Here is a 17,007-nt window from a genome sequence, read left to right as displayed (position 1 = left end):
CGTGAAGGCAGAAAGTAGGGGTTCGTTGAGGAAGCCGTAAGTCAATCCCTGGACAGTGAACCAGTCGACGGGGACGCCTACAGCCAGGAGCCCCTGGTCGAATTGTTCTCCTGACGTTCGTATGGTGGCGTGGTCGGCGTTTTGGAGGAGGGTTCGCCGGAATCAGGACAGGTCTTTGCCTCGGGCGAAGCGGTTCGTGCACTGCTTCGGGCGAACCGGCGAAGTTGTGTGCCGTCTTCACGAACATGAGGGGCTTAGCTGCTTGTCAAGGGAAACCGTTTATCCTGCTGTCCTGGTCACGCATCGGACATTCAGCGTGCAGGGTTCAGTGGTTCGTTCTGAACTCCTGCCCGGCCTGTGTGCCGCCGTCGACGAGGATGTCCGTGCCGGTAAGGTAACCAGGCGCTTCACTCGCACAGAAGGCGAGGACCGCGGCGATCTCTTCGGGATGTCCGAAGCGTTTGATCGCCGAGACTTTCAGGAATTCGGAAGCGCCGTGGTCTTTCTCAAGTTTTCCCATTGCGGTGTCGAAGCTTCCTGGGGACACCGAGACGACGCGGGCACCCTTGCTGCCGAACGCGCCCGCGAGTGAGCGGGTGTACCAGATCACGAACGCCTTGCTCAGGCCATAGGTGATGCCGGCGTGCAGCTTCTTGCCGAAGACACGGGCGCGTTTGACGATGACGCGTTCGAACGATGCGGGGTCGGTTTGTGCGAGCCGGAAGCTTCGGAACGGGATAAGTATTTTGGGTAGTCCGTGGCCGGCGGTCGAGGCGACGTTCACGAGTGCGTCGCCCTCCGACGCGCGCTTCAGGAATGCTTGGGCGATGTTGACCGTGCCGGTGCCGTTGATGCGCGCGATCCGGTCGGGGGTTCCCATCTGCGGGCTGATACCAGCGGTGTGCACGACCGCGCGGACGTGATGGCCTCCCTCTTCGGCGTTCTCGAAGAGCCGGTTTGCCGCGGATCCATCGGTGATGTCGCAGACGAAGCCGATGGCGTCGATGCCGAGGCCGGTCAGATCGCTCACCGCCTGGTCGATGCGGCCTTGATCGAGGTCGGCGATGACGATGCGATGGTCCCGGCCAAGAATCCGAGCCGTAGCGAGCCCCATTCCTCCGGTTCCACCGGTGATGACAGTTGTCTGAGTCATGCATTTCTCCTAAAAGTAGTTTTGAATGGTCCGTCCGGCGGGTGTCGTCGGGCGGTTGCGGGTTGGAGGGCCTGTTACCGCTGCCTTGCCCGGGTTTGTGTATCTAGGACGCAGTCGGCTGAACCCGTGACAGATGCGGTGAGTTCTTCAGCCCCTTCGAGGCATTTCTCGCGAATCATCCCCAAGGGCGTCGGGGGGTGTACTTCGAGTGTGTAGACCGATGGGCTATGTTGGGTGACTAAAATGCCATGCCGGGTTTCCAGAGCCAGTGGTATGAGCCGGTTGACGGCGTCGCTGAGCTCGTCGTCTCTGTTTCGCGCATCGTTGATGAAGATGTGGACGCGGGGCGGGATGAATTCGTTCACGATGGTGTCGTCCGGTGTGTCCTTGTAATGGGGGAAGTTCACGGAGTTCCTTTCCGAGCGAGCGGTGAGGGGATGGGGCGGTCAGGCGGGGTGGCCGGGCTTACGGGAGTCGGTGTCGGCGAGCCAGTCACTGATCATCGTGATGGCCGCGGCGAAATGGCCGGACCGGGGCGAGCTCAGGAACGCATGCATCGACCGGGGGAGGACGTGGTGTGAGGTGTCCACTCCGGCTTCGGAAAGTTCGGCGGCGAAGGCTTGACCGGAAGCGCGCAGCCGGTCGTTCATCGCATCGACGACCAGCGTCGGTGGGAATCCGGTCACGTCCGCACCACCCGGAAACGCGTAGCCAGGGAGGAGGCGCTCAGAGTCGCCGACGTAGTTGAGGTTCATGGCCCGGACCATCTTCGACTTAAAGAACAGTCGTCCTATCCCGTGGAGTTCCAGCTCGAGCGCGGGGCTGGCGGGGAGTTCGGCGTGATAGGTGCCATACGCCAGCACAGCGCCGAGCGGGAGTTGTTCCTGTCGGTCACGAAGATAGAGAACCGCGCCCGCGGCCAGACACGCGCCGGCGCTGGCTCCGCCAATAGTGATGGCACCGGCGTCCCGGGTCAGGTCGAGCGCCGTGTCGACAACGTCGTGCAGGGCCGCGGGGTATCGGCCCTGGTGCACGGTCAAGTCGACTTTCGACCACGGCCATGTGCGCGGGGCGAGCCGGTAATCGAGAGTGCGGACCCACCGCCCCTTTGCCGCCAGGGCGAGGGCGGTAGCGTGCGATTCGGGCTGATCAAGACCGCCACTTTGGAACCCGCCACCGTGCACCCAGAGAAAGGGCCTGGCAGAGGAATCCACCGAGGCGGGGAGGTAATCACGGATTGCAATGGCGCCGTCACGTCCGTCGACGCGGCGGTCCACGAACGTCGCCGAAGCTGCGGAGGAGTTGGCTGGACGGGTTCTGCTCATGGGAAGGGTCTCATCTGTTCAGTGGGGCTTGCACGTTCTGCGCTGGGAGCGGTACCACTCCGCGTCGGCGTGAACACCATGGACGACGTGGGGGAAGGGGTGACGTCCGGGCGAAGCTGATCCGCTCGGACGTCACCGCAGTGAATCAGACGGCGGCAAGCCGCCCTTTCAGGTCATCGATCGCGTCGGCGCCAAGGTTGTCGGCGGCCATGTCGAGGACATTGGTGAATGCCATGTTCCGAACCATGTCGAGCATCGGCATCTGGTCCAGGCCGGGAATCGTCTCGGCGAGGATCGGCCCGGCCTGAGGGTCGTCCATCACGTCCGCGAGGGTGGCGATCGTGAAATCGAACCGGCTGGTTCGCTGAACTGTTGTGGCCGCGCGGTCGTGGTCGGTGGGAGGCGGTGACGCGGTCCAGTTCTGGTAGCGGAGCCCTTCTCCGAACTCGAACGCCGGGTTCGCGGTGTCGCCGGGTACGTCGGGCCGGTTCTTCACGACCTCCGCCATCGAGGATGGAAGCTGGAACGGCAGCCGCCCTTTCGGTTCCAGTTCGCCGAACAACACCCGGGCGAACGCTTCATCGGTAGCGCCGTAGTTGACGATCAACGAGGCCCCGAGGTCCTTCAACGGGGTGAGGATCGCAGGCCGGTCCAGGTACACGTCGATCACGGTTGGGACCTGCGCGGCGATGTCGCGGAAGTGCGCGACCTGCGCATCGTTGAAGTCCAGGTGTCCGGCATGCATGAAGAATTCGACCGTGCCGGGTGCGCCGCGCTTCTCCCACGGTGCGACAAGACGCAGCACCGCGACATCGGCTTCGGCCGGGGTTGCGACGACGTCGGCGCGGCCGGCGAACGCCTCGACGTTCATGCCCTCGGTATAGACCTTGATCTTCTTCGCCAGCGGCAAGTGCGCGGCTCCGTCGGGGTTTAGGAGCAGCGTGGTCGCGGCAGACTGAGCGGCGAGGCCCTCTTCCCGAGCCTCCGTGGTGCCGATCAGGCTGGCCGCGGCGTCGGCGTCGACGAAGGGGTCATCGAACAGGCCCAGAGTGAACTTCTCGCGCAGCAGGCGTCGCACCGAGAGGTCGAGTCGAGCCTCGCCGATCGACCCGTCGCGGACGAGGCCCATCAGCACGTCCGGGGCGAACTCGCCGCCGAACTGGTCGATCCCGGCATCCAGCGCCTTGAGCATCCGCTCCTCATAGGTGAGGTGTTCGACGCCCCAGAATGTGCCGGACAGGATGCCCCAGTCGGTGCAGACAATGCCGTCGAATCCGAGGGTCTCGCGCAGAAGCGTGGTGACGATCTCTTTGTTGAACGAAAACCCGACCTCCTCGTAGCCGATTCCGATCGGCATGCCGTAGTACGGCATCATTTGCGAGACGCCGGCTGCAATCACGTCACGGAAGGGCTGCAGGTGCAGGTCGAACTTTCCACCCGGGTAGACCTGTTCGCGGCCATAGGCGAAGTGCGGGTCTTCGCCGTCCTTCTGCGGGCCACCGCCCGGGAAGTGCTTGGCCATCGCTGACACCGACGAGGCGCCGAGCGTCGCTCCCTGGAGACCCTTCACGTAGGCCGCGCCGAGGCGGCCGGTGATTTCAGCATCTTGTCCGAAGGTGGCACTGGCTCGTGCCCACCGCGGGTCGGTGGCGAGATCGATCTGCGGGTGCAGCGCCAGCCGAATTCCCACGGCCAGGTATTCCCGGCGAACCGTATCGGCGAACCGCTCAACGAGCCCGGGGTCATCGAGCGCGCCGAAGCCAAGCATCTCGGGCCACTGCGAGAACGGGCCAGCCATGATCGCGGTGCCCGGGTTGTTGCCGAACGAGTGCCGCGGGTCCGTGGACACCGTCACCGGGATCCCCAGCGGCTGGGCACGCACGTGCTCCTGAACGGCGTTGACCCACTGGGCGAGGGCGCGGGCGGTAGGTGCCTGCAGGATGTTGAAGTGATTGATCCGCTTGTCGAACAGGGTGCGCGTCGAGGGGGATCCGAACGCGCCAGGCGCGTCGAAGTCTCCCATGCTGGCCAGGGGCTGGAACATCAGACCGGCTTTGTCGGCCAGTTCCATCCGGCTCAGCAAGTCCTCAACCCGTTGGTCAGTGGACAGTGCCGGGTCCTGATACGGGAATCGAATGGGCTGGTGGGTCGCGTTAGCCATGGATGGGCTCCTTCTTAGATGTCCGTGACGCCCGTGCCGGGCGGCTGTTTTCGGTGCGCGTCGGATTTCCGTTCGTGACAGGTACCGTTACCGATGCCGGTCTGCATCCCGTGGCGGTCACGGTGACGGTGATGGTTCCACTGGCGGCGGTGGGGCGGATTACTGCCAGTCCCCGCCCGTAAAAGGTGGTGAATTGTCCACGGCTGAACTCGTCCGCGGTGATGGGGTTGCCGCTGCCGCTGCCGAGCAGTTCCCCGTCGCCGTCGACGTCAACCGTGACTTCGCGATCAGCGAGCGGCCGCACGATCCCGTCTTCATCGGTGAACGCGATGGGAACGAAGAGCAGATCTTCTCCGCCAGATGTGACGGTGTCCGCCTCAGGGGATAGCTGGATACGCAGGCTCGTCCCGGCGCTGCGGAGGGTGTCTCTGGCGATTTCCCGACCGGACCGGTCGTAGGTGATCGCCGTCAGCTCTCCCGGTTCGTACGGGACCTTGAACGTGGCGAGGTATTGGTCTTTGACGGTCATGATCCGTGATCCGATCGTCCGGCCGTTCAGGTTCAGGTCGATGCGGTGCGCGTTCGCGTACACTTCGATGACTGCATTCTTGCCTTCGTACCCTTCCCAACTCCATGAAGCGATGGAGTTGGTCGAGCGCCACCCGGTCTTGCTCTGCTTCTGGCCGGCATGGTTGACGGGCTGAACCGCGATGACCGGACCGGCGCGGAGCCCCCAGATGATCTGGTTCAGGTGTGCCTGGGTCTGCAGGTGGCCGGTGATGTCGACGACCGGTGTGCCGGCAAGGAGTGCCGGGTACGGCAGGAAGAGCCTGCGGGGTTCGCCGTATCGGATGACCGAGATGCCGGCCTCGCCGATGTAGTCCCACCCCGTCCACTGGAAGTCGCCGATCACCCAGGGCAGCTCTTCCACCAGGGCCCAGTTCTTGAAGAGCTGTGGAGGAACCGTCTCGCTCCCCACGATGACCCGGTCCGGGTGAGTCTGGTGGTCTTTGCGGTAGCGGCCGGTGCCGTAGTTGTAGCCAGCGACATCGAGGGCAGCAAACGCGTCCTTCGTGCGGGTGTCGGTTCGCTTACCCGCCACGATCAGCGGCATCACCTTCTCCAGGGCGCTCATCGCGAAGTTCAGGATGGTGATCATGTTCTTGCTGGCGTTGTGCCCGTTCTCGCGGGCTTTGGCAACGGATTCGGCCTTCTTCGCGTCGTCGGGGGCGACCGTGTTCAGCAGCAGGTTGATACCGTTGGTGACCGGCCGGGTGGGGTCCAGTTCCCGGGTACGTCCTGCGATCCGGTGTCCCAGGGCGATGCCTTTGGGCTGGCTGGTTTCAGCGATCTCGTTGCCGATCGACCACATCACCACCGACGGGTGGTTGAACCCGCGGGCAATCATGGCCTCAAGATCCCTTTCCCATTCCGTTTCGAAGTCGAGCCCGTAGTCGTAGCTGAGTTTCGGGAAGTACCAAGCGTCGCTGAGTTCGTCCATGACCATCAGCCCGTGCCGGTCGCATGCGCGCAGGATCGCCGGGGAGGTCGGGTTGTGTGAGGAGCGGATCGCGTTGTACCCCGCGGCCTTCAGGATGCGCACACGCCGGTCGGCCGCCGCATCCAGCTCCACGGCTCCGATCACGCCATTGTCGTGGTGGATGCACGCGCCGCGCAGCTTGTACGGGGTGCCATTGATGCGGAACCCATGAGTGGAGTCGACGGTGATCGTCCGCAACCCGGTCTGTGTCTCCACCGCATCGAGCAGGTCCGCGCCATCGGTGATGCGAACGCCCGCGTCGTGAAGCTGAGGGGAATCCGGCGACCACAATTCAGCGTTCCCGACTGATATCGGAAGCCGAACGGACGTCCGGGCTCCTGGCGAGAGCGTGACGGTTTCCGCGCCGCCAGCCAGTTCGCTGCCGCCCGGTGCGGAGATACTCACCTCTACCCGCACCTCCTGCTCGGTTGAGTCATCGTTGACGAGGTCGACGGTGGCGACAAGAGTAGCGGTACCGTCCGTATCCACCCGGGTAGTGGCGAATCGCGCCCCGAAGGGAGGGACGTGCACGAGGCCACCGACCAGCACATTCACGGGCCGGTAGATCCCGCTGCCCGAGTACCAGCGGGAGTTCGGTTGATCCGTAGTGTCGGCAACCACCTCGAGCGTGTTCTCTTCGCCGAACCGCAACTGCGCGGTGAGGGGAACGTGGAAGACGGCGTATCCGGACCGGCGCCCCCCGATGAGCTCCCCGTTCAGGTACACCTCGGAACGGTGATAGACACCCTCGAATTCGACCAGGACGGAGCGGTCGCGCCATTGTTCCGGCGCCTGGAATCTTTTGGTGTAGCGGTAGCGCCCTCCGGGATGGAACCCGGTGCCCATGCCTGCGGGGGTGTCGGCGGTGCGGGGCTCATGCAGCATCGCGTCGTATGGAAGGGTGACCGGACCGACGGGCGGAGCGCCCGCGTCGTGCTCGGCGTGAACGGTCCAGCCGTCGTTGAAGGAGGTGCGCAGCATTTGGAACTCTCTGTCTTAGCGGACGGACTTAACGAACATCACAGCGATGGATGCTGCGATGCTGACGGCGATTACCAGCGCGAACAGCCAGCCGAAGCCTGCGAAGGCGACGATGCTTCCGGCGATGACCGGCGCGATGACCTGCGGCCCGGCATTGGCGATGTTGAGGATTCCGAGGTCGCGCCCGGCGTCCTCGAGCTTGGGGATCACCAGGGTCACGAGCGCACCGTCTACCGACACGTAGGAGCCGAAGCCGAAACCGAGAAGACACATGCCGATGACTGCTCCCGTCCCGTTCGGGACGAGCATCAGGACCAGCGCGGCCGGAATGAAGAGCAGCGAGGAACCGATAACGAACGGCTTCATCCGGTGGAACTTGTCGGCCAGGATTCCGCCCGTGATCGCGGAGACGATCAGGAGCAGGGTGCTGATTGGTACGATCACCGTTCCATTGAGCGCCGTTGCTGCGTCGATGGTCCCGTCGCCTGCCTTGAACCAGTCACGCAGTGCATACAGTGCGAGTCCGGTAGCGAGACCGTAGCCCAGAAAGGCGAGGAAGCGGCCGATGAACACCCACCAGAAGTCCGGCGCTGACCGGAATCCGGGCAGCCTGGTCCGCTCTGCCTTGACGCCATTCACGATCGCCGGAGGTGTGAAGTCCCGGGTGAAGAACGCGAACAGGGCGCCAACAACGACGAGTTGCACGGCGAAGATGATGTAGGCCGCACCTACACCGACCAGGTTGCCGATGACCGCGCCGACGCCGACACCCACCAGTGCTGCCATTCCGTTCACGGCTGTCAGGCGGGCGCGGATCCGCACAGGCACCCGCTCCGGTACCACCGCGGAAGCAGCGGCCTGGTAGCCGTTCAGCGGGATCAGGGCGAGTGCCCACGCGATCGTGAGGATGATCGCGTTAGGCGCGAAGGCGGTTGCGAGCAGTGTCAACGCGCTCACGATCGCGCCACCGAGGATCCAGCTGTTGCGGCGGCCGAGGAACCGGGTGCGCGTGCGGTCGGACAGCAGGCCGACGACCGGGGTGAAGACAACCGAGGAGATCGCCCCGACCGTGAGAACGAGACCGAGGACCCCTGCCTGCGCGGACGTATCGGGAACGAAGCCGTTCACCTGCCGGGCAAGAAGAGCCTGCAGGACGCCACCCCAAATGACCGAAACGCTCAGCAACGCCAGCGGGAGCAGGAACCACAGTCGTCGCTGCATCGTCATGGGACCGTCGCCTGGAGCGAGTTGGTCGGGTACCGCGGCGGCCTCGCCCACGATGGACGGCGTCGGGGGAATGATCGGGATGTCATGCGTCTTTGCCATGGCGGGTCCTTCTGCGTTGAAGTGATTTCCTGAACGGGAATTAAATTCCCTTTCGGGAAATGTATGCTACGTTGAGGAAGGATGTCAAGAGCAAGCGGAGGTGCAATGTCAGTCGAGCAGGGGGCGCTGCGGCGTAGGCCCGGTAACAGCGCAGGAATCACCCGGGACCGCATCGTCGCCGCGGCCCGTGCGATCGGGCCGACCGCGTTGACCATGCAAGCGGTGGCAACCGAACTCGGTGTCGATCGAAAGGCGATCACTTACCACGTCGCAGACCGCGAGCAACTGCTCTCCTTGCTGGCGGTCGACGCATTCAAGACCCGCTTCCAGCGCACGAAGATTGCCCCGACCGCGACCTGGGACGAAGCGCTGGTGGCCTTCGCGACGTCGGTAGCGAATAGCCTCATTGCCTCCGGTTCGGTTGCGGTGTACTTGCGGCTTGCGGGCGAAACGGACTTCGGCATGGTCGAGCCGGCCGAGGTTGTGCTCAAGAGGATGATCGACGCGGGCTTCCGCGAGGAGGACGCCGGGCGCGCTTTGTCGATGATGACCAACCTCGCAATGGGGTTCGCCCGCGATGTCATCCTCAACAGCGACCCCGACGGCCACCCCCAGCAGCCCGAACTCCACCGGGTGCTGGACGCTTCCGGAAGCGGAGAACTCAGTGTATTGCGCCATCTGGACTCGTCCGGGTTTAGCACCTACGACGATAGGCAGCTCGAATTCCTCGTTCGCACCACCATTAGCGGCCTGCGGGCACTGCAAGTCGACTAGCCATAGGAGGTCCCAGGAGTGAATGCCACAGCTCAACCAGGCGTCAGCCGTCGCGCCGAGGCTCTCAAAGAACGCGTCTATGTCACCTTCACCGGTTTGGCTGTCGTTCTTGCCTTGGCCTCCCACTCAGAAGCACTCGCGCCAGGGGCAGCGGCCACAACGCTGGCTATCACGGTCGTCGGCACGCTGCTGGCGGTATTCGTGGCTGATCTTGTCTCCCACCTCGCCGTGCACGCTAAGACCCCGACCCGGTCTGAACTGTCGCATATGGCACGTGTCAGCTTTGGCGCGTTTGGAGCGATCGTTTTTCCGCTGATCTTTATTGCTGTGGCCGCCTTGGGCAGATGGAGTATTGAAACTGCATTGCGCGCCTCGACTCTCGCACTGATCGTGTCGCTGGTCCTTATCGGTTACCTCGCGGTTCGCCGGGTAAAAATGGCCTGGTGGCAGAGGTTGATTGCTTTAGGGGCCGAATGTGTGCTGGGCGCGGCGGTCGTCGGCCTCGAACTCCTCGCGCACGGCTGACGCCTTCATCTCATATTCCCTGCGGCCGAGTCCTCTCTGGCCTGTACCAGCTACTTCCGGATCGACAGAATGTCTCCTGCTTCCTTCCATGGCGATCGGCTTAAGACTTAAGCGTGGGCTCTTGCCGACAGGCTGCGTTTTGCCTGCGGATACTTCCATACTCCGTCGTCGGACAAGCCAGCATCACAACTACGATGAGCATCTCTTAGAGTCCGTCAGCTCACGCGCTGATTGCGAAACCTGTTTCCGGAATGACAGCGGGCACAGGGGACTTGTAACCCTTTTCTACTCGTCCCACTTACCCGGCACACGCGGGGTGTTCGTGAACCGGAGGCATTGCCTGGCCGCCTCGCCGGCGACATGTGCGGCCGCATGGTCGGTAGTTGCATGCCGCCTCTTCCGAGCACCAAGGACTCCCTCCTGGTCAGATGCACTCTCCGTTTCTCTGACAGAAAGCGAAGACACTCCCGTGCCTACGTGGATGTCGTCGACGACGTTGCCTTGCCAGCAAAGGCGACTTGACGTGAGGAAACGCTTGATTCGTCATTAAACGGGAGTTCTCGCAGCTTCGTCCGCTCCCGTACTTTAGGTGCCGGTAATGGGGATCCCGTCAAGCTGGCGGCTGCTGTCACGTGCACGTCGTGGAGGTGAGTCAGCGGTTGTCGGGTCTGAATACATGGCCCTGCCTTGACCGACGGGCCAGACACAGCGGACGGGAACACGCTCCGCGTTTTGCCCACTGCCGCACCAGACCCAGCATGTTGTTACCGGCTGGGGCCGAAGTGGACCTTTCGTCGTTCCCGGGTGGCTGCCCGCTGCCGTGAGGCATATGCTTCGCGAAATAAACGACGAGCGACAGGAACGGCAGTTCATGAGTCATGAGCGGGTTCTGGTTACGGGCGGTTCCGGTTTCATTGCGGGCCATTGCATCCTCAAGCTCCTTGAGGAGGGTTACCAGGTTAGAACAACAGTGCGGTCCCTCAGCCGTGAGGCGGCCATCCGTTCCGTCCTCACGGACGCCGGAATGGTCAAGGGCGGGAACCTGAGCTTCACCGAGGCTGATCTTACGGGGGATGACCGGTGGCCAGAGGCCATGGACGGAGTCGATTACGTGCTTCATGTGGCGTCCCCTGTTGTGCCAGGGAATGTCGCGAATGAAGACGAAGTAGTTGATCCGGCACGTGAGGGTACGCGTCGGGTGCTCCGCGCCGCGACCAGTGCTGGCGTCAAACGGGTTGTCCTTACGTCCGCTTTTCATGCCGTCGCCTGGGGATACCCGCAGAGTGACCATGTGTTCACCGAGGCAGACTGGAGCCGGCTCGACGGTCCAGGCGTCGACGCCTATGCCAGGAGCAAAACCCTCGCCGAACAGGCCGCCTGGGACTTTGTAGCCTCTGAACCGGGAACGCCCGAACTAACCACTGTCCTGCCTGTCGCGGTGATGGGGCACGTTCTGGGAACTGATATTTCGGGCGCCAACCACCTTTTGCAAATGATGCTCACCGGGGCAATGCCCGGCTACCCGCGGATGTCTGTCCCGATCGTGGACGTCCGCGACGTCGCTGGTGGGCACTTCCTGGCCATGATTACCCCGGCAGCAGCCGGTCAGCGGTTCCTTCTCTCCAATGGCCCGGCCATGGCCATGAAGGATATCGGCGCCTTACTGAGGGCGCGTCTTGGCGAATCAGCAAACCGCGTCCCGACGAGGACGATCCCTGACTTCATAGTGCGGGCAGCTGCTGTCTTCTCCGCACAGTTCCGCCCCGTCGCAGCGGACCTTGGCTTTGCATGGCGAACGTCGAACGCCAAGGCCCGCAGTATGCTCGGCTGGGAGCCCCGCCCCGCTGAGGAAGCCATCGTCAGCGCAGCCGAAAGCCTGGTCGCCACCAATCGGTTGTCCGCGTCCTGACAGGTATTCCCGCGGGCCCCGGCGGCCCTTCCGTGATGATTGGTGACTGGCGATAACGGAGATTCCGTCAAGCCTCGCCTAACGGTCGGCACGATGCGTGTGACTGTTTCTGTCGCGTGTGGCGGCAGCCAGCGCGGACTCCTTCGTGGGACAGGATGCGATAACGAACGGACCGCTAGATCCGGGCGCCCAAACGCGTTTGCAGTACGAGGAGTCCGAAGGCGGCGGTCAGCGCCAGCGCACTGGGCGCCAGGAAGACAAGCGGCAACCCTGCGGCGCCAACACCGATGCCACCGACAACTCCTCCAAGGGCGGAGCTGACCGCAGGTGCGCTGATGAAAATCGCGGACGCCGTCGCAACGGCCTGTGGCAGCAAACGCTGGGCCACAATGATTCCCAGGCCCGCGAACACTCCCCACACGCCTCCCATGAGAATTTGGGCGATCAGCAGCCCGGTGGGAGATGCGCTGAGCGCGAAGATTGCGTTGGCGCCGACACCACACAGCGCACCGAGGACCATGAGGTTGAGCATGCCTGTCCGGCGGGCGAGAACAGTTGCGGCGGGCATCAGAATGAGCTCCACCAGGGGCTGAATTCCGATAATGGCGCCGCTGAGCGCTGGCGGGTAATGCTGATCATTCATATAGATCGGCAGATAGGCGTACTTGATCGGTTCTCCGGCATAAACAAGGATGTAGAGCCCCGTGAACGCCAGCAAGGGCTTCATCGCCTTCAGCGATACATGAGGCTTGGGACTGGGTGCGTCAGTGTTGTGGGCGGTTGTTGCCTGTACACGCGGCCCGCCGTCGCGAAGAGTTCCGAGAGGGAGCAGCTGGGCCAGGGTGCAGATCGCGGTTGCCACGAGCATTGCCCGCAGGCCCAGCTGGGCGCCGAGGAAGGTCCCGGCAACCGGACCCACCACCCATCCCAGGGTCAGTGACATCCGGACATATGAGACGATGCCGTCACCAGCGGGCGACGGATTGGCCTGGAGTTCGTCATGAATGGCTGCGAAGAGCTGCGATGTTGCTGCCCCGGCGAAGGCGAGGACGAGCGCACTGATGGCAAACGGCATCCACAGCTGGGTAGAGAATGCGATCCCGAGCCACCCAAGAAAGCCGGCCATCGCACAGAACCGGAACGGGCCAAGCCGGCGCCCCGTTTGATCCGACCGCCGCCCCACAAAATACCCGCCCGCCAGGGCGGTGAGGTTTGTCAGATAGTACAGTCCGGCGACAGTCAGTGAGCCGCCGAGTTCGTCCACGATGAACCGGGCGATCTGGGGTGCTGCAGCGGAGAAACCGAGACCCGAGAAGAACAGCGCGAGCGTCGCACCGCGATACAGGGGCGTGGCAAGTACCACCCGCAACGCCGAGGGACTGCGCGTCAGTTGATCCGTCGTTGTCATGCTTTCTCCATTGAAATGGCCCCGTCTGCAGGGCGTAACCCAAAACCTAGTGAAGCTCGGTTTTGATCATAAGCTGCGGACCGCGCGTCGTCCATGAACCCGCGGAGGAAATGGCTCGTGTGGAACCACGGTTTTTTGTGCCGCGGCGATCGGCCCGGCGGTAGTTATCGTTTCAGCTCCACCAGCAACGGATGCCGAAAGGCGGGGGAGCCATGCACCTGACCGGCGCAAAGTACGGACCGGATTTGGCTCCCACCTGTCCCGGCGGCCGATGAGCGGGATTCCATCAAGCTGCCGCGGTCATGCGCCTCAACCGCCGGTGACCTGGGGTGTGTTCGGGTCTCAGTTTTGTGGGGGCTGTGCATCCGGAGGAGCCCTTAGGTAAGGTCGCTGGGGTCGGTGTTTGCTCCGCATAGAACAACGCATACCTTTTCATTCCCGGCGGGCATGTAGCCGGCCGGGCTGAGAAGTCCGGCAAGCGCCGTTGCGGCACCGTGTTCCACAGCGAGCCGGTGCTCGCTCCACAGGGCCTGCCGTGCACGGATGATTTCTTCGTCCGGGACAAGCACCGACTGGACTAATTCGTGTTGTGCCGCCTGTAGCGCCATTACGGATGCCCGCCGAGCGCCCAGAGCGTCTGCAGCAACGGACTCTACAGCGACGTCCACGGGGTGGCCGGCCCCAAGGGCGGCGTTCAAGGCGCGGCAGTTCTCCGGCTCGACGGCGATTGTCCGAATACCATAATGCTGGGCTACGGTTGCTACCCCGGAGAACAGGCCACCTCCTCCAACTGCAACCAGGACCGTGTCGAGGTCAGGGATCTGTGCGTGGATCTCCTCCATGAGTGTTCCGGCACCGGCGGCGATAAGCGGGTGATCGTAGGCGTGGGACATCAGGGCGCCCGTCGCGGCAGCGAATTCCTCACACGCGGCCAGCGCCTCAGCATACTCGGATCCGACAAGCCGCACATCTGCGCCGTAGCCTCTGAGCCGGTCCACCTTGATCCGTGGGGCGTTGGCTGGCAGGAAGACTGTAGCGGGAACCATCTGATCCTTGGCTGCCCAGGCGCACGCCATTCCCGCGTTGCCTCCGGAAGCGATAGTGACGCCCGCGTCGGGTAGTGTGCCCGCGTCCCGGTGGGCCAGGATAAAATTCTGGGCTCCGCGCGCCTTGAACGTGCCGGTAAACTGCATAAACTCCAAAGCCAGTTGTACAGTCCCTTGATTTGACCCTCGCTCGGCATCCCTTCTGACGGGATCGCCTTGCGCCACAGCCACTGGCCTGATGACGTTCCCGATTCGGTTCCTGGCAGCCTCGATGTCTGCGTACGTCAGGATTTCCATGTTCCGGATTCTTCCTCCCAATACAACGACTGCGGGAACATACGGCTTCCCCGCTCTTGTATCTTTCCATCGAGCGCGGCCACCCGGTGACACCGGACACCGAGGGCGAAGAAACAGTCCAGCGCCCCGCCGGTAAGGATGGACCTTTAGGGCTATTCCTCCGGGCGTTGACTGGCAGCGGGACGTGTTGATGTGGGACGAGCACCTTTGTTTGTTAGCCACTCCAGGGTTCTCATGCTGCCGGAAACATGAGTCACTAACCGTATGGATTGGGATGAAGCGGGCAGCAGAGCGGACCGCAAACTATGGAGGGCCTTCTTTTGGGTTGGCGTGGGTCTGCTGGTCGTGGCAGTCCTCAACGTTGCCTTCGTTCTGTCCGATCCTCCGGCGAACTGGTGGCAGTATTTGTCCCCTGAATCTAACGTTTGGCCGGCGTTGCCATATTGATCTACAGCCGCAGGAGATATAAGTCGCAATCGGCGCCTGGCACCCCTGTACAGTGAGATTCACAAGATTCACAAGATTCATAGACATTCACAAGGGGCGCCCATGAACAACCCGTTTCGCCCCACTGCCGGGGCGGCTCCGCCCGATCTGGTCGGGCGCGGGGGAGTGCTTGACGAATTCGCCTACGGCCTCCGGATCGGTTCAGGTGCCCCAGGCCTCTTGACCATCTTCACTGGAGCGCGGGGAATCGGCAAGACAGTCATGCTCGGCGCAGCTGAAGACCTTGCGATAGCAAGCGGCTGGGCCGTCGTTTCCGAGACGGCCACCGGCGGATTCCTGGGCCGGATTGGTGAGGCAATGCGGCGGCTGACCGATGAACTGGGAGAGGGACCCACAGGCCGGCGCGTCACGGCGTTGTCCGTTGCCGGCTTCGCCGTGACGACGCAACTCGCTCCCGAGGAGCAGGTGGACTGGCGCGTCCGTGGTTCGAGGCTTCTCCGGTTGCTGGCGCAGCGGGGCACCGGACTGGTCATCACTGTTGACGAAATCCATGCCGCTGACCGCAACGAATTGTCCCAACTCGCAGCCGACGTACAGCACTTCATTCGCGAGGGCCTTCCTATCGGACTGATCTTTGCCGGGCTGCCTGCCGCTGTCTCCGACCTGCTCAACGAAGGTGTCGCCACGTTCTTGCGCAGGGCGGACCGCATCGACCTCCATGCGGCTTCGATCGCTGAAGTCGATCGATCCTTTACCGAAACCTTTGAAGGCGCTGGTACGATCCTCGGCGGAGATCTGGCCAGGAAAGCGGCAGAAGCCACCGGCGGGTATCCCTTTCTGATCCAGCTGGTTGGCTACTACCTCTGGCAAGAAGCGGAAAAGACCACCGCGGGCCTGGACGCCGCAGCTGTGGACCGGGCAGCCACTGCTGCCCGCCGAAGAAACGAACGCGTGGTCATCGAAGCTGCCCTGTCAACAACGTCCGGGAGGGATCGGGACTTCCTGCAGGCCATGGCAGGGGACTCCGGGCCTTCCTCCACCACCGACATCGGCAAACGAACCGGTATGCGGCCCAACGCCGTCGGAAACTACCGAACCCGGCTACTGGACGCCGGCCTCATAGAACCCGTAGGACACGGACTTGTCGACTTCGCAATCCCTGGATTACGCGAATACCTCATCCGGCGTCCCGCGCTTTAACAGAAGCCTCCTTGCCTGTATCGTTCCCCTCCAATACGAAATGGACCCAAATTAATGCATGCCGTCCTCGAATATGTCTACGAAGAAAATTACCTTCAAACCCGCGAAGCGCATCGCACAGACCACCTCAGGGCTGCGTGGGAGGCAGTCGAGCGGGGAGACCTGCTTCTTGGTGGGGCCGTTGGTGACGGGCCGTTCAGTGGGTTGCTGGTCTTCACCGGCGAGAACGCACTCCAGGCTGCAAGAGCTTTTGCGGCGGCCGACCCATACGTCACCGGTGGGGTCGTGACGTCCTGGACCGCCCGCCCGTGGACAACCGTTGTGGGAAAGGACGCCACCACGCCCATTCGCCCCTGAGGTTCAGCCAAGCGGACGTACGGGCCTGAACCGGACCGTCGTGTGGATTGACATCCGGTCGACGATGGCGGACCGGCGGTCCTGTCCGAGATGTTGGTGAGCGATTTGGAGGGCGTATTCATGGCCGGGCCGGGTTGGAACTCCATGACCTTCTGGAGTTGCGGCGCCACCTGTGCCGAGTTGTTGCCTGTTACTGCCTCCACGACTGTTCATGGCAGCTCCCGGGGAACTGCATCAACAGGAGGGCTCTCTTTGCGTGGAATTGAAGTCGCGCTTGGCGTCCGTACGACCGCAGGCTTCGGCGGTTGCCGCGGGGGTGTACCGCTACCAGGGCACTTAGAAGAACGCGTGCCTCAGTGCTGCGATAAGCGGCGGGGCGTAGACGGCGATGGTAAGCCAAAATGATGCGATGACGACTGCGACGACCAGAATGATCACGACCCAAAAGGATACTGCTGATGGTGGCCGCCCGGAGTTGTCAGCTCCGCCTGGCCCGTCAAATTTATCCACCTTGATCCCTCCCGGGTTCGGCTTCTTTGACGTATTTAAGCTAGCCAG

13 protein-coding genes are annotated in these 17,007 nt (G+C 63.1%); 5 read left to right on the top strand and 8 right to left on the bottom strand.

The genetic code is table 11. The features are described from left to right. Nucleotides 1-325 precede the first annotated feature (325 nt). The 6 genes from ACFRAU_RS07750 to ACFRAU_RS07725 form a co-directional block, all read right to left on the bottom strand. Nucleotides 326-1,153 (bottom strand): SDR family NAD(P)-dependent oxidoreductase, encoded by an 828-nt coding sequence (locus tag ACFRAU_RS07750; RefSeq protein ID WP_377999432.1) that lies wholly within the window; start codon nt 1,151-1,153, stop codon nt 326-328. 74 nt (nt 1,154-1,227) lie between these two features. Then, nucleotides 1,228-1,560 (bottom strand): hypothetical protein, encoded by a 333-nt coding sequence (locus tag ACFRAU_RS07745; protein ID WP_377995762.1) that lies wholly within the window; start codon nt 1,558-1,560, stop codon nt 1,228-1,230. A gap of 39 nt (nt 1,561-1,599) precedes the next feature. Beyond that, nucleotides 1,600-2,478 (bottom strand): alpha/beta hydrolase, encoded by an 879-nt coding sequence (locus ACFRAU_RS07740; RefSeq protein ID WP_377999431.1) that lies wholly within the window; start codon nt 2,476-2,478, stop codon nt 1,600-1,602. A 145-nt stretch (nt 2,479-2,623) separates the two neighbouring features. Continuing rightward, on the bottom strand, nt 2,624-4,639 hold the full coding sequence (locus tag ACFRAU_RS07735; RefSeq protein WP_377999430.1) for a glycoside hydrolase family 3 protein: 2,016 nt from the start codon (nt 4,637-4,639) through the stop codon (nt 2,624-2,626). Beyond that, a complete protein-coding gene (locus ACFRAU_RS07730; protein WP_377999429.1) occupies nt 4,632-7,160 on the bottom strand; it encodes a glycoside hydrolase family 2 TIM barrel-domain containing protein in 2,529 nt (842 codons plus the stop codon). Before ACFRAU_RS07730 ends, ACFRAU_RS07735 begins: the two co-directional genes overlap by 8 nt. 15 nt (nt 7,161-7,175) lie before the next feature. After that, nucleotides 7,176-8,486 (bottom strand): MFS transporter, encoded by a 1,311-nt coding sequence (locus ACFRAU_RS07725; RefSeq protein WP_377999428.1) that lies wholly within the window; start codon nt 8,484-8,486, stop codon nt 7,176-7,178. A gap of 105 nt (nt 8,487-8,591) precedes the next feature. On the opposite strand from ACFRAU_RS07725, the gene ACFRAU_RS07720 reads away from it, so the two are divergent. The 3 genes from ACFRAU_RS07720 to ACFRAU_RS07710 all read left to right on the top strand — a co-directional run bounded on the left by ACFRAU_RS07720 (nt 8,592) and on the right by ACFRAU_RS07710 (nt 11,694). Further along, nucleotides 8,592-9,260, top strand: coding sequence for a TetR/AcrR family transcriptional regulator (locus tag ACFRAU_RS07720; protein ID WP_377999427.1), 669 nt, complete (start codon nt 8,592-8,594; stop codon nt 9,258-9,260). Between the two features lie 18 nt (nt 9,261-9,278). Further along, complete coding sequence (locus tag ACFRAU_RS07715; RefSeq protein WP_377999426.1) at nt 9,279-9,785, top strand: hypothetical protein; 507 nt, start codon at nt 9,279-9,281, stop codon at nt 9,783-9,785. Between the two features lie 871 nt (nt 9,786-10,656). Beyond that, on the top strand, nt 10,657-11,694 hold the full coding sequence (locus tag ACFRAU_RS07710) for an SDR family oxidoreductase (RefSeq protein WP_377999425.1): 1,038 nt from the start codon (nt 10,657-10,659) through the stop codon (nt 11,692-11,694). 175 nt (nt 11,695-11,869) lie between these two features. On the opposite strand, the gene ACFRAU_RS07705 is transcribed toward ACFRAU_RS07710, so the two are convergent. Next, entirely contained in the window at nt 11,870-13,102 is a 1,233-nt protein-coding gene (locus tag ACFRAU_RS07705) for an MFS transporter (protein WP_377999424.1), read from the bottom strand. 377 nt (nt 13,103-13,479) lie between these two features. After that, nucleotides 13,480-14,439 (bottom strand): threonine/serine dehydratase, encoded by a 960-nt coding sequence (locus ACFRAU_RS07700; protein ID WP_377999463.1) that lies wholly within the window; start codon nt 14,437-14,439, stop codon nt 13,480-13,482. Between the two features lie 555 nt (nt 14,440-14,994). Between ACFRAU_RS07700 and ACFRAU_RS07695 the strand changes: the two genes are divergently transcribed. Next, entirely contained in the window at nt 14,995-16,092 is a 1,098-nt protein-coding gene (locus ACFRAU_RS07695; RefSeq protein WP_377999423.1) for an ATP-binding protein, read from the top strand. Between the two features lie 54 nt (nt 16,093-16,146). After that, the gene (locus ACFRAU_RS07690) at nt 16,147-16,449 is read left to right on the top strand and encodes a YciI-like protein (protein WP_377999422.1); all 303 of its coding nucleotides are present in this window, start codon (nt 16,147-16,149) and stop codon (nt 16,447-16,449) included. Nucleotides 16,450-17,007 lie beyond the last annotated feature (558 nt).

The sequence above is a fragment of the Arthrobacter sp. NPDC056691 genome (assembly GCF_042791415.1).
Lineage (GTDB): Bacteria > Actinomycetota > Actinomycetes > Actinomycetales > Micrococcaceae > Arthrobacter.
The sequence above is the reverse complement of the archived record's forward strand: the minus strand, read 5'-3'. Positions and strand labels throughout refer to the sequence as shown.